The organism is Roseovarius atlanticus (assembly GCF_001441615.1).
In the GTDB taxonomy this organism is placed as follows: domain Bacteria; phylum Pseudomonadota; class Alphaproteobacteria; order Rhodobacterales; family Rhodobacteraceae; genus Roseovarius; species Roseovarius atlanticus.
In genome coordinates this window covers 35,272-47,321 of sequence record NZ_LAXJ01000027.1, presented here as the reverse complement: position 1 = coordinate 47,321, position 12,050 = coordinate 35,272, and the positions used below count along the sequence as shown (strand labels likewise).

At 64.1% G+C, this 12,050-nt stretch carries 13 protein-coding genes; 4 read left to right on the top strand and 9 right to left on the bottom strand.

Annotated elements, in window-relative coordinates; genetic code table 11:
- Window positions 1-55 precede the first annotated feature (55 nt).
- The 6 genes from XM53_RS19545 to XM53_RS19520 form a co-directional block, all read right to left on the bottom strand.
- Window positions 56-694, bottom strand: a complete 639-nt coding sequence (locus XM53_RS19545; RefSeq protein WP_057796432.1) for a glutathione S-transferase family protein — start codon at window positions 692-694, stop codon at window positions 56-58.
- Window positions 695-737: 43 nt separating this feature from the next.
- Window positions 738-1,877, bottom strand: a complete 1,140-nt coding sequence (locus tag XM53_RS19540; RefSeq protein WP_057796431.1) for an acyl-CoA dehydrogenase family protein — start codon at window positions 1,875-1,877, stop codon at window positions 738-740.
- Between the two features lie 11 nt (window positions 1,878-1,888).
- Complete coding sequence (locus XM53_RS19535) at window positions 1,889-2,101, bottom strand: hypothetical protein (RefSeq protein ID WP_057796430.1); 213 nt, start codon at window positions 2,099-2,101, stop codon at window positions 1,889-1,891.
- A gap of 59 nt (window positions 2,102-2,160) precedes the next feature.
- Window positions 2,161-3,939: an acyl-CoA dehydrogenase C-terminal domain-containing protein gene (locus XM53_RS19530; protein WP_057796429.1), complete on the bottom strand. Its 1,779-nt coding sequence runs from the start codon at window positions 3,937-3,939 to the stop codon at window positions 2,161-2,163.
- Window positions 3,940-3,979: 40 nt separating this feature from the next.
- Window positions 3,980-4,381, bottom strand: coding sequence for a MerR family transcriptional regulator (locus XM53_RS19525; protein ID WP_057796427.1), 402 nt, complete (start codon window positions 4,379-4,381; stop codon window positions 3,980-3,982).
- A gap of 189 nt (window positions 4,382-4,570) precedes the next feature.
- Window positions 4,571-4,939, bottom strand: coding sequence for a MerR family transcriptional regulator (locus tag XM53_RS19520; protein ID WP_057796425.1), 369 nt, complete (start codon window positions 4,937-4,939; stop codon window positions 4,571-4,573).
- 114 nt (window positions 4,940-5,053) lie between these two features.
- On the opposite strand from XM53_RS19520, the gene XM53_RS19515 reads away from it, so the two are divergent.
- The 4 genes from XM53_RS19515 to XM53_RS19500 all read left to right on the top strand — a co-directional run bounded on the left by XM53_RS19515 (window position 5,054) and on the right by XM53_RS19500 (window position 8,408).
- On the top strand, window positions 5,054-5,476 hold the full coding sequence (locus XM53_RS19515; protein ID WP_057796423.1) for a PaaI family thioesterase: 423 nt from the start codon (window positions 5,054-5,056) through the stop codon (window positions 5,474-5,476).
- Window positions 5,473-5,982, top strand: a complete 510-nt coding sequence (locus XM53_RS19510) for a PaaI family thioesterase (RefSeq protein WP_057796421.1) — start codon at window positions 5,473-5,475, stop codon at window positions 5,980-5,982. The genes XM53_RS19515 and XM53_RS19510 overlap by 4 nt, the downstream gene beginning before the upstream one ends.
- Entirely contained in the window at window positions 5,975-7,324 is a 1,350-nt protein-coding gene (locus tag XM53_RS19505) for an MATE family efflux transporter (protein WP_057796419.1), read from the top strand. The genes XM53_RS19510 and XM53_RS19505 overlap by 8 nt, the downstream gene beginning before the upstream one ends.
- Window positions 7,325-7,412: 88 nt before the next feature.
- Window positions 7,413-8,408: a type I glyceraldehyde-3-phosphate dehydrogenase gene (locus XM53_RS19500; RefSeq protein WP_057796418.1), complete on the top strand. Its 996-nt coding sequence runs from the start codon at window positions 7,413-7,415 to the stop codon at window positions 8,406-8,408.
- 72 nt (window positions 8,409-8,480) lie between these two features.
- Here XM53_RS19500 and XM53_RS19495 read toward each other — a convergent pair whose 3' ends face one another.
- The 3 genes from XM53_RS19495 to XM53_RS19485 are packed head-to-tail and all read right to left on the bottom strand — an operon-like array spanning window position 8,481 to window position 11,961.
- Window positions 8,481-9,146 (bottom strand): SOS response-associated peptidase, encoded by a 666-nt coding sequence (locus XM53_RS19495; RefSeq protein ID WP_057796416.1) that lies wholly within the window; start codon window positions 9,144-9,146, stop codon window positions 8,481-8,483.
- Window positions 9,147-9,150: 4 nt separating this feature from the next.
- Window positions 9,151-10,338 (bottom strand): class I SAM-dependent methyltransferase, encoded by a 1,188-nt coding sequence (locus XM53_RS19490; RefSeq protein ID WP_057796414.1) that lies wholly within the window; start codon window positions 10,336-10,338, stop codon window positions 9,151-9,153.
- Between the two features lie 57 nt (window positions 10,339-10,395).
- Window positions 10,396-11,961 (bottom strand): bifunctional metallophosphatase/5'-nucleotidase, encoded by a 1,566-nt coding sequence (locus XM53_RS19485; RefSeq protein WP_057796413.1) that lies wholly within the window; start codon window positions 11,959-11,961, stop codon window positions 10,396-10,398.
- Window positions 11,962-12,050 lie beyond the last annotated feature (89 nt).

Sequence of the window (12,050 nt, the reverse complement as noted above, 5' to 3'; positions counted from 1 at the left end):
CCTTTGGTTGTCCTGTCGTGTCTGTTTGTTTCTCGTTCGCCGCCCGAGGCTTTGCTCAGGCGCGATCCGCCGGGGAGCCCGGCATCAGGTCATAGGGGTGTTTCCAGCCGGGCAGCGCCTCGATATTGGAAAGCCATCTGTCGATATTGGGCCACTCGGCGCGGTCAAAGCCGAAGGGCTCGGGATAGAAAAGGTAGGCGCAGCACGAAATGTCGGCGTTGGTCAGCCCGTCGCCCACGATCCAGTCGCGTTCCTCCAGCCGTTCATTCAGCGTGGTGTAGGCGGCCTTGAGGCGGCCTTGGGTGAAGGTGATGACTTCCGCCGGGCGCTTGTCCTCGGGCAAGAAGTTCATCAGGAAGCGGGTCATCCCGGCCTGGCTGGAAAGCTTGTGATTGTCCCACAGCACCCAGCGCAGAACCTCGTATTTCTCGGCTTGGTCGCGACCGCCGAACTTGCCTGACTGATCGGTGACATACTGCTGAATGACGCCCGATTGGGTCAGGCGCAAATCGCCGTCGATCATCACCGGCGCTTCGCCCATCTCGTTGACGTCACGGCGATACGCGTCGCCACGGGTCTCGCCGCCGAAGAAATCGACCTTCACCGGCTCCCAGTCGAGGCCGGAGAGTTCCAGCGCCAGCGCCGCCTTGTAGGCGTTGCCGCTTTCGCCGAAGCAGTGCAGCTTGATCGTCATTGTCTCACTCCCGTTATGGTGTTCGAGGCGCGCGCCGAAGTCGTCACAGCGACCTCGAAATCAGCTCTTTCATGATCTCGTTGGTGCCGCCGTAGATGCGTTGCACCCGCGCGTCGGCCCACATTTCGGCGATGTCGTACTCGGCCATGTAGCCGTAGCCGCCATGCAGTTGCACGCAGGCGTCCAGCACCTCGAACTGCGTATCGGTCAGCCAGTATTTCGCCATCGCGGCCTTCTCGACGCTCAGCTTTCCGTGCAGGTGTTCCTCGATGCATTCATCCAGGAACGCGCGGCAGACCTTGGTCTTGGTCAGGCACTCGGTCAGGGTGAAACGGATGGTCTGGAACTTGTCGAAGATCGGCGCGCCGAAGGCCTCGCGTTCCTTGGTATAGGCGATGGTGCGGGCAACGCCGCCTTCCAACGCGCCTTGGGCGCCGCAGGCAATGATCAGGCGTTCCTGGGGCAGCTGTTCCATCATCTGGTAGAAGCCGCGGCCCTCTTCGCCGCCGAGGATGTTCTCGGGCGGGATCTCGACATTGTCGAAGAAAAGCTCGGACGTGTCACCGGCCTTGAGCCCGTTCTTTTCGAGGTTGCGGCCGCGGCTGAAGCCCTCGGCGCCCTCGGTTTCGACCACCACGAGCGAGATGCCCTTGGCGCCCTGCTTGGGGTCGGTCTTGGCGGCGACGATGATCAGGTCGGCGTGCTGGCCGTTGGTGATGAAGGTCTTCTGGCCGGTCAGGCGATAGGAATTGCCCTCGCGCAGCGCCTTGGTCTTCATCCCCTGAAGGTCCGAGCCCGCGCCGGGTTCGGTCATGGCAAGCGCGCCGACCATGTCGCCCGACACCATCTTGGGCAGCCAGCGTTTCTTTTGCTCCTCGCTGCCATAGGCCAGGATGTAATGCGCCACGATGCCGGAATGGATCGGGTTGCCCCAGCTGGCGAGGTTTGCGCGGCTTTGCTCGATACAGATCACGGCCTCGTGGCCGAAATCGCCGCCCGCGCCGCCGTATTCCTCGGGGATCGAGGGGCAGAGCAGGCCCAGTTCACCGGCCTGCTGCCAGATCTCGCGGTCCATGATGCCGGCCTTGCGCCAGCGCTCGAAATGCGGGCCCCATTCCTCGGTGATGAACTTGGCCGTCATCTCGGTGAGCATTTCGTGCTCGTCGGTCATCCATGCGGACATGAGGTGCCTCCCTAGCGTTTGCGGGCGTCGAGTTCTGAATTGAAGATGCGCAGACGGTGACCGAACGTGTCCTCGTCGATCACGCTGTCGAAATTCTCGAAGAGAAAGGACAGTGCCTCGCCTTCGTCGAGCCCGGCTTCCTGCGCGAATTTTCGCAGCCGGCGATAGCCGTCCTCGGTCATCGCGGCGTTGAAGCGGCGGGTCAGGCGAAAGCGTTTCGGCATGATGTCCTCCCAGTCATCGTTGCTTGCGTAGGGTGGGTTTGAAACCCACCCTACCGTTTTCAGAATGCCTCTGCTTCAAGCTCCATAACGGGCTCGGCACCGGATTCGATGCGCGCCAGGTGCATCCCCGTCGCGGGCAGGCGGCGCTTCATGTAGAAGCGGCCCGTGGCGATCTTGGTCTTGTAGAAGGCCGTGTCGCCTTCGCCGGCCTCGATCGCCTCGTGCGCGGCCTTGGCCATCTGCGCCCACATCAGGCCCAGGCAGACATGGCCGAAGAGGTGCATGAAGTCGTAAGACCCGGCAAGTGCCGCATTGGGGTTCTTCATGCCGTTCTGCATAAAGAACATGCCGGCCTGTTGCAGGTGCTTGGAGCTTTCCTTGAGCGGGTCGAGGAAGTCCTGTTTCAGCGCCGGGTGGTCTTCGTTTTCCTTGATGAAGCCTTTGACCATGTCGAAGAAGGCCATGACGTGCTTGCCGCCGTCCTGCGCCAGCTTGCGGCCCACCAGATCGAGCGCCTGCACGCCGTTGGCACCTTCGTAGATCATGGCGATCCGGGCGTCGCGGGCGAACTGGGACATGCCCCATTCCTCGATATAGCCGTGGCCACCATAGACCTGCTGCGCAAGGATCGTCATGTCGAAGCCCTCGTCGGTCAGGAAGCCCTTGATGATCGGGGTCAGCAGGCTGACCATGCCCTCGGCGGCGGCGTCATTGCCGCGATGCGACTGGTCGATCATCTGGCTGCCCCAGAGCAGGAAGGCGCGGGCCCCTTCGACGAAGCTTTTCTGATCCAGAAGCGCGCGGCGGATGTCCGGATGCACGATCAGCGGATCGGCCGGGCCATCGGGGTTCTTGACGCCTGTCACGTCGCGGCCTTGCAGCCGGTCCTTGGCGTATTCCAGCGCGTTCTGGTAAGCCACGTCGGCCTGGGCCAAGCCCTGCATCCCGACACCGATGCGGGCCTCGTTCATCATGGTGAACATGGCGCGCATGCCCTTGTGCTCTTCACCCAGCAGGTAGCCCGTCGCCTCGTCGTAGTTCATGACGCAGGTCGAGTTGCCGTGGATGCCCATCTTTTCCTCGATCTTGCCGCAGGCGACACCGTTGCGCTCGCCCAGCGAGCCGTCTTCCTTGACAATGAACTTCGGAACGATGAAGAGGCTGACGCCCTTGATGCCCTCGGGGCCGCCGGGGATCTTGGCCAGCACCAGGTGGATGATGTTGTCGGCCATGTCGTGTTCGCCCGACGAGATAAAGATCTTCTGGCCGGTGATCTTGTAGCTGCCGTCGCCCTGCGGTTCCGCCTTGGTGCGCATCAGGCCCAGATCGGTGCCGCAATGCGGCTCGGTCAGGTTCATCGTGCCGGTCCAGTCGCAGGACGCCATTTTGGGCAGGTACGTGGCCTTCTGATCCTCGGACCCGTGGGCCAGGATCGCCGAGGCGGCGCCGTGGGTCAGGCCCTGGTACATGGTGAAGGCCTGGTTCGCGGCCGAGAACATCTCGCCTACTGCGGTGCCCAGGATATAAGGCATGTTCTGCCCGCCGAATTCCTCGGGCAGGTCCAGTGCGGTCCAGCCGCCCTCGCGCACCTGGTCGAAGGCCGCCTTGAAGCCGGTGGGCGTGCGGACGACGCCGTTTTCCAGCTTGCAGCCTTCGGTGTCGCCGACGACGTTCAAAGGCGCCAGCACCTCGGACGAGATCTTGCCGGCCTCTTCCAGAACGGCGGCGGTGAAGTCGCGGTCCAGCTCGGCATAGCCGGGGGTGTCGGTGGTGCTGACCTTCAGGACATCGTGAAGAATGAACTGCATGTCCTTGGTGGGCGGGGTGTAGCTCGGCATGTGGTGGTCTCCCTACATCATCACAGTGTCGGGCCGTGGATCATTCCGCGGCTTTGGGTGTCTGGCGGAGCGAGGAGATCATCCTCTCGCCCCATTTCATCTGGTCGCGCAGGTCGTCGATGGCGGCTGTCAGCTCGTCGCGCTGACGCTCGAGCTCTTCCAGGCGGTCCTTGGCGATTTCGTATGTCGTTTCCAGCTGCGTCAGCTGCTGGTCGCCCCTGTCGTAAAGGTTCAGAAGCTGGCGGATTTCCTCGAGGCTGAAGCCGAAGCGCTTGCCGCGCAGGATCAGCTTGAGCCGGGCGCGGTCGCTTTTGGTGAAGAGCCGCTTCTGTCCTTCCCGGCGGGGGAAGAGCAGTTCTTTCGCCTCGTAGAAACGCAAGGTTCGCGGCGTCACGTTGAACGCGTCGCACATCTCGCGAATTGTCATCGTTTCGTCGGTCATGTCGCTTTCCGTAAATCTGATCAACTGGCCGGAACATGTGAGGCGATGGCTATCGGTACAACACATAGCCAGCTTTACGTAACCACTACGTAACGTCACTTTGCGCTTTACGTAAGATCAGGCAAGGTCAACCTGTGACCTGCGCAATTATTTTGCGGAAATGCAGAAGGTGGCCGAGCGGCCGAAGGTCTAGCCGAGCGACTTTTCGGTCGAATCGCGGGCGTCTTTCAGCTCTGCGATGGACTGTTCGAGCTGTTCCTTCTGGGTGCGCAGCTCTTCCAGCTGGCGGTCGGCAAGGTCGATCCAGGTGCGCAACTGGGCATCGGTGCCCTTTTCCTCGTAGATTTCCAGCCATTGGCGGATATCCTCGAGGGCGAAGCCCCAACGGCGTCCGCGCAGGATCAGCGTCATGCGGGCCACTTCGCGCGGGCCGTAATAGCGCGAGCGCCCTTCACGCGTGGGGCTGAGCAGCTCGATATACTCGTAATACCGCAGCGTGCGCGGGGTTACGTCGAACTTCGCGCACATCTCCTTGAATGACAGGCGTTGCTCTGGCATCTCGGATCCTCCTCGCTTCTACTTAAGAGACATAGGGCGGATCGCGCAACAGGCACCCTTGCAGCCCGTCCGCATTCGGGACCATAACGGGGCAGGCAAGCCGCAGGACATTTCATGACCGACAACAACAAGATCGCCGCGCAATTCATGGGCGCCATTCCGCACGCCAAGGCGATGGGGATGCAGATCACCCATGTGGGCGACGGTGTTGCGGAGATGAAGATGGAGTATGCCGAGCACCTGGTGGGCGACCCGGAAACCGGGGTGATCCACGGTGGCGCGGTGTCGGCGCTGATGGATACCTGCTGTGGCGCGGCGGTGATGAGTCACCCGGAGTCGCCCGGGGCCACGGCGACCATTGACCTGCGCATCGACTACATGCGGCCCGCCAAGCCCGGGCAGGCGATCCGCGCGCGCGCCGAGTGCTATCACATCACACGCTCGGTTGCCTTCGTGCGGGCGCAGACGCTGGACGACGATGCCGACCGGCCCGTGGCGCAGGCCACCGGCACCTTTACCGTGGCGGACAAGACATGAGCCGCTCGCGTCCCGAACCCGTGCAGGTGATCAAGCAACGCCGTGATGCGGCCTTGCACGCGCTTGTTGATCACGTGCCGTATATTCGCTTCATGGGCATCGAGTTCGATCGCCGCGGGGACGAACTGACCGGAGTGATGCCCTTCGACGAAAAGCTGATCGGCAACCCGCTGTTGCCGGCCCTGCATGGCGGGGCCACGGCGGCATTTCTGGAAGTCACGTCGATCATCACGCTGAGCTGGGCGATGCTGTGGGACGAGATGGAATCCGGCGAGTTGGCGGTGGAGACGTTCGAAGCCGGCGATCTGCCGCGCCTGCCCAAGACGATTGATTTTACCGTGGATTACCTGCGCTCGGGCCTGCCGCGGGATGCCTATGCCCGCGCGGTCGTGACCCGATCGGGGCGGCGCTATGCCTCTGTCCGGGCCGAGGCATGGCAGGACAACCGCGCGCGTCCCTTTGCGCAGGCCACCGGGCACTTCCTGATGCCACGCCGCGATGGCTGACGCTCCGGCGGAGATCACGCATAAACGCGTGCTCAGGATCGCCTTTCCGATCGTACTGTCCAATGCCACCGTGCCGATCCTCGGCATGGTCGATACCGGCGTCGTGGGGCAGCTGGGCGAGGCGGTGCCGATCGGCGCGGTTGGCATCGGTGCGGTCATCCTGACCGCGGTCTATTCGATTTTCGCGTTCCTGCGCATGGGGACCACCGGCCTGACCAGCCAGGCGTTCGGGGCGGGGCGCACGGGCGAGGTGGCGGCCATGCTGACCCGCGCGCTGATGATCGGCCTGGCAAGCGGGATTGCCATCATCGCGCTGCAAGGGCCGCTGTTCGTCGGCGCCTTCCTCGTGTCGCCAGCCAGCGCCGAGGTCGAGGCTTTGGCAGGCGAGTACATGGCGATCCGGGTCTGGAGCGCACCGGCCATGATCGCGCTGTTCGGGATGACCGGCTGGCTGATCGCGCTGGAGCGGACGCGAGCGGTGCTGGTGCTGCAAGTGGCGATGAACGGCGTCAACATCGTGCTGGACCTGTGGTTCGTGTTGGGGCTGGACCTTGGCGTGACCGGGGTGGCCTGGGCCACGTTCGTCGCCGAATGGTCGGGTTTGATCCTGGGTTTGTGGCTGTGCCGCGATGTCTGGGGCGTTCCGGCGTGGCGGGATTGGAACCGGGTCTTCGACCGGGTTCAGCTGACGCGCATGATGGCGGTGAACCGCGATATCCTGCTGCGGTCGCTGATGTTGCAGGTGATCTTCGTCTCGTTTCTGCTGACGGGTGGCGATTTCGGGGATGTCACGCTGGCCTCCAATCAGGTGCTGCTACAGTTCCTGCATATTTCGTCCCAGGCGCTGGACGGGTTTGCCTTTGCCGCCGAGGCACTGGTCGGGCAGGCCTTTGGGCAGGGCAGCGTCGCGCGCCTGCGCCGGGCGGCGATTCTGACAAGCCTGTGGGCGCTGGCCATCGTGGTGGCCATGGCGCTGGCGTTCGCGCTGTGGGGCGGGGCGATCATCGACCTGATGGCCAAGGCGCCGGAGGTGCAGGCCGAAGCGCGCGAATTCATTCTCTACATCTGTATCGCGCCGGTGGTCGGCGTGGCGGCGTTCATGCTGGACGGAATTTTCATCGGCGCGACGCGCGCCGGGGACATGCGCGATATGATGGCGTTGAGCCTGTTGATCTACATCCTGTCCGCGGTGGCGCTTGTGCCGTGGCTGGGCAATCATGGGCTGTGGCTGGCGCTGCTGATCAGCTTCATCGCGCGGGCGGTCACGCTGTGGCAGCGGTATCCGGCGCTGGAAGCGTCGGTCGCGCCCGGACCGCAAGACGGGGCTGTTTCCGCGCGGTAAGAATTTGATCAAATAATGTTTCACGGCTGGAAAACGCCACACGTCGCGGCGATGGTTCGCCCGCGCAATACCCTTAGGAGAGACCGCCATGCCCACCCCGCCGATCCGTGTCGCGATCAACGGTTTCGGTCGTATCGGCCGGACCTTGCTGCGCATCCTGCTGCGCGACGCACAGGATTTCGAACTGGTCGCGATCAACGATATCGAGCCGCTGAGCACTTGCGCCTATCTTTTTCAATACGACAGCGTGTTCGGCCCGTGGCCGGAGGAGGTCAGCACCGAGGCGCAGACCCTGATCGTGGGCGGGCGCCGGGTTCCCTTTCACGCCCAGCCTGACCTGCGCCAGCTTGACTTGCAGGGCGTGGATATCGTGTTGGACTGCACCGGGATGGGCGGCAAGCGCGCCGTGGCGGAACGCGGGCTGGAGGCGGGCGCGCGCAAGGTGCTGGTGTCCGGTCCGTCGGCCGAGGCGGACGTGACGCTGGTGATGGGGGCAAACGAGGGCGATCTGGGGGATCATCGGATCGTGTCCAATGCCTCGTGCACGACCAACGCGCTGGCACCGCTGGCGCGGTGTCTGGACGAGGCGTTCGGGCTGGTGAGCGGGCAGATGACGACGGTGCATTGCTATACCGGCAGCCAGCCCACGGTGGACAAGCCCCGCGCCGCGCCAGAGCGCAGCCGTGCCGCGGCCTTGTCGATGGTGCCCACGACGACCAGCGCGCAGGATCAGACAGGGCTGGTTCTGCCACATCTGAAAGGCCGGATCGAGGCGCGGGCGATCCGGGTGCCCACGGCCAGCGTGTCCTGCATCGACCTGACCGTGCAGACGCGCGAGACGGTGGATGCGGCCAAGGTGAACTCGGTCCTGCACGAGGCGGTGCATCCCGGTGGCGTGTTCGGCTGGACCGAGCAGCCGCTTGTCAGCTCCGACCTGCGGGGGCGCCCCGAGTCGCTGATCCTGGTGGGACCGGAGACGAGCGTGTCGGCGGGCGGCCTGCTGCGCGTCTTTGGCTGGTATGACAACGAGTGGGGATTTTCGTGCCGGATGCTGGACATGGCGCGGCTGATGGCGGCGCGGTGACGAGATTATTCGTACGAATAATCTTGGGCCAGGCCGCGCGCGGTGTAACGTGCTGATTATTCGTACGAATAATCAGTCGTCGAGCGGGTCGATCAAGTCCGGTCCACTGGCGCGGTTGGAATTCACCTTCGGGTCCACGCGGTAGAAACCCAGCGCGTCATCCGGGGCCGCCGCCATCAAGGTGGCCGCGCCATGGCCCGCCTCGCCCAGCCAGAGCGACCAATCCTTTTCGGCCAGGATCACCGGCATCCGGTGATGGATCTTCGACATCGGCGCATTCGCACCGGTGGTGACGATGGCGCAGGTGGTCAGCGGTTCATCGCCCTTGTCCCACGACTGGTAGACCCCGGCGAGCGCCAGCGCCTCGCCCTTGGCCGGATGAATGAACCAGGGCAGGCGATTGCCGTCCTCGTCCTTGGTCCATTCGTAAAAGCCGCTGGCCGGGATCAGGCAGCGCCGGTCGCGGGCCGCCGCGCGAAAGGCGGGTTTTTCCGCGATGGTCTCGGCGCGCGCGTTGATCAGTAGCGGGCCATCGTTGGGTTTCTTGTACCAGCGCGGGATGAAGCCCCAGCGCATCGAGCCAAGTTGCCGGTCGCTGCCATCCGAGGTCACCACGTGCACGTCGTTGGTCGGACAGACGTTGTAATTGGGAACCGCTGGCAAATCGTTAACGGGGCGCGCGGCAAAGAGCTGTGCCATGGCGTCCTGCGGCAGGGTGACGGCGAAACGTCCGCACATGGGGCTACCTCAGCACGTTCGAGTAGACCAGCATTCCCCAGGGGAGCAGGGCCTTTTCGACCTGTGTCCAGAGCCCGCCAAAGCTGATCGGATCAAGGCCGGTCTGCGCGGCGATGTCCTGAAGAGTGCGGCGCCCGTCGATGCCGGCAATCACAGGCGCGGCCTGTATCGGCAGGGCGAGCTTGCCGTTGATGCCGTCCGTGTCGAGCGCCGGCGTCTGACCCTGCGCCACGGCGCGGGCCAGTTGCGCGGCTTGCAGACCCTTGATGTGCGGCACGAGCGTGCGGGTCCTGCCGGAGGCGGTGGAGCGCGGTGTGTCGGTGGCATAGCCGGTGTGGGTGCGGATCGTGCCATTGAGTTTCTCGGCCACGGCCATCGCCCGGATCGGGTCAAGACCCTCGGGCACGGGTGCGAGGCGTGAGAGGTCATAGAGGATCGGGACGGTGAAGCCCGCGAAGGACCAGCCGGTGCGGTCGAGCGTGTCGGCCAGCGTCTGCACGTCATAGGCGCGATCGGTGCTGTGCAAGAGCAGGTCGTAAAAGCCCGCGTCGCCGCTTTTGTGATCGTTGAGATTGGGGTTGGACTTGAACGGGTGGCCCGCGGGCAAGTTCTGCATGACCTGCCTTGCGGCCTTCAGCCGGTCTTTCGGCGGCGTGTCTCCATAAAGCGTAGCAAAGGCCTCTTGCAAAGGATAGACACCCGAGCGGCCATAGGGCGCATAGACCATGAAACCCATGCCGCCACCGGGCGCGAGGGCCGCGCGCAGGGCGCGGAATCCGGTATCGGGATCAGGCAGGTGGTGCAGCACGCCGCAACAGTCGATGTAATCGTACGGGCCATGATCCGGGGCGTCCAGCAGGCTGCCGGTGATGAAGGTGATGTTCTTAAGACCTCGCGTCTTTGCCCGCGCCTCGGCCACCTTCCGCGAGGCGGTGGAAAGGTCGATATAGGTAGCCTCATAAGGCTTGCCGTACTGGGTCAGAAGGGCGGTCAGCTGAATGAGGCCGTCGCCGGTGCCGCCGCCCGCCACAAGGATGCGCAGCGGATGCGACCAGTCGCGCTGACCACCGAAGACGTAGTGGTCGATCTCCTGCGGCAGGGAGGGCGAGCCGAGGATCAGGCGCTTTTTCTCGTCCCTCGGATCCCGCTCGGGATAGGGAAAGGCCTCGTACTGGTCGCGCACCGTGGTCATGGCGCCTTTATGCCGCGCGGCAGCGCGATTGCAAAGCCCGTGCCGCGCAGTGCGCTGTCACTGTCCGGCTTGGCGAATGCGGCCGTCCGTCATCGGCGAGACGGGTGAGTTCTGCGCTAGGTACTCGGCCAGCACATCGGCCACGTCAGGACCGAAATCATAGGCGTCGGCGGCGTCGCGCAGCATGGAGTAGCCGTCGCCGCCATTGCGCAGGTAATCGTTCGACACGGCCAGATAATCGCGTTCAGGATCAAGCGGTTCGCCCCCGACGGTGACCTCCGTGATGCGGCTGCCCACTTCGGCAGAGGGATCGAACACAAAGGTCAGACCGGCCACTTGGGGGAAGCGGCCCGCGCCTTCGCCGAACTGGCTGACGCCGTTTTCCAGCGCCTCTTTCAGCGTGGCGCCGTCGATGCGGAAGGTCGAGAGCGTGTTCTGGAAAGGCAGCACGGTCAGCACCTCGCCCATGGTGACGGGCCCCGCGTCAATCGAGGCGCGCACGCCGCCGCCGTTCATCAGCGCGATCTCGACGCCCTGATCGGCGACGCGGGCCAGCATCGCCTCGGCCACCGCATTGCCCATGGCGCATTCGCCCGCGCGGCAGGCGTCGCGGTCTCCGTTGAGGGCTTCCGACGCCTCGGCGACGACCTTGTTGCGGATTTCGTCCAGCGGCTTGGCGGCCTCCTGGATGCGCGAGACCACCTCTGAATCCTCGGCCACGGCGGCGTCCATGATCAGCGGGCTGCCGGTGGCTGATGTGACCTCGCCCGCGTCGTTGAAAACCACGTCGAGACGGCCCAGGAACTTGCCATAGGCATAGGCCTGCACGATGGCCGTGTTACCCACCATTGTGGGGTAGGGGCCGGCGGCGTCGGGGTCGTCATTGGCAAGGTAGGTGTTGGAATGGCCGCCCACGATCACGTCGACGCCGGTGGTGGTTTCGGCCACGCGCTGATCCACGCCATACCCGGAATGCGACAGCACGATGATCTTGTTGACGCCCTGTTCGGTCAGCCTGTCGACCTCGTGCTGCACGGCATCGGCTGGATCGGTGAAAATGATGTTGGGGCCGGGGCTGGCCAGTTCATCCGTGTCCTGCGGGGTCAGGCCGATCAGGCCGATCTTTTCGCCGCCGCGTTCGATCACGGTGGACTTTTGAATGACGTCCTTCAGCAGCGGTTCGCGGCTGATATCGGCGTTGGACATCAGCACGGGAAACTCGACCGCGTCCATGAAACCGCGCAGCACCTCGGGGCCGTCGTCGAACTCGTGGTTGCCGACGGTCATCGCGTCGTAGCCCAACCGGTTCATCATCTCCGCGGCCAGCTTGCCCTTGTAATAATTGTAGAAAAGCGTGCCCTGAAACTGATCCCCGCCGTCAAAGAGCACCGGGTTGGGGACGTCGGCGCGGGCCTGTTCGATCGCCGTGGCCAGACGCGCGGAGCCGCCGAAGCATTCGCCGGCCTCGTTATCCTCGGGCGCGCAGGTGGAGTTGTACTTGCTGATCGGCTCGAACCGGGCGTGAAAATCGTTCGTGTGCAATATGTTGAGCGTGTAATCGGCTTGTGCGGCGGTGGCGGACAGGATGCCGGAAAGGGCAAGGGAAATGAGTCGCATGAGCATGTCTCCTGAAGGAATGCAGGCAGAGTGCGGGATGGTGGGCACTGCGTCAAAGGCAATCTGCTTGACCGCGCCCATGTGGCGAGGCATCA

Bases quoted from the DNA above. Each gene is read 5' to 3' on its own strand.
- XM53_RS19500 (WP_057796418.1), top strand. From the start codon at position 7,413: ATGCCCACCCCGCCGATCCGTGTCGCGATCAACGGTTTCGGTCGTATC.
- XM53_RS19540 (WP_057796431.1), bottom strand. From the start codon at position 1,877: ATGTCCGCATGGATGACCGACGAGCACGAAATGCTCACCGAGATGACG.
- XM53_RS19510 (WP_057796421.1), top strand. From the start codon at position 5,473: ATGAGCCGCTCGCGTCCCGAACCCGTGCAGGTGATCAAGCAACGCCGT.
- XM53_RS19535 (WP_057796430.1), bottom strand. From the start codon at position 2,101: ATGCCGAAACGCTTTCGCCTGACCCGCCGCTTCAACGCCGCGATGACC.
- XM53_RS19485 (WP_057796413.1), bottom strand. From the start codon at position 11,961: ATGCTCATGCGACTCATTTCCCTTGCCCTTTCCGGCATCCTGTCCGCC.
- XM53_RS19490 (WP_057796414.1), bottom strand. From the start codon at position 10,338: ATGACCACGGTGCGCGACCAGTACGAGGCCTTTCCCTATCCCGAGCGG.
- XM53_RS19525 (WP_057796427.1), bottom strand. From the start codon at position 4,381: ATGACCGACGAAACGATGACAATTCGCGAGATGTGCGACGCGTTCAAC.
- XM53_RS19545 (WP_057796432.1), bottom strand. From the start codon at position 694: ATGACGATCAAGCTGCACTGCTTCGGCGAAAGCGGCAACGCCTACAAG.
- XM53_RS19515 (WP_057796423.1), top strand. From the start codon at position 5,054: ATGACCGACAACAACAAGATCGCCGCGCAATTCATGGGCGCCATTCCG.
- XM53_RS19495 (WP_057796416.1), bottom strand. From the start codon at position 9,146: ATGTGCGGACGTTTCGCCGTCACCCTGCCGCAGGACGCCATGGCACAG.
- XM53_RS19520 (WP_057796425.1), bottom strand. From the start codon at position 4,939: ATGCCAGAGCAACGCCTGTCATTCAAGGAGATGTGCGCGAAGTTCGAC.
- XM53_RS19505 (WP_057796419.1), top strand. From the start codon at position 5,975: ATGGCTGACGCTCCGGCGGAGATCACGCATAAACGCGTGCTCAGGATC.
- XM53_RS19530 (WP_057796429.1), bottom strand. From the start codon at position 3,939: ATGCCGAGCTACACCCCGCCCACCAAGGACATGCAGTTCATTCTTCAC.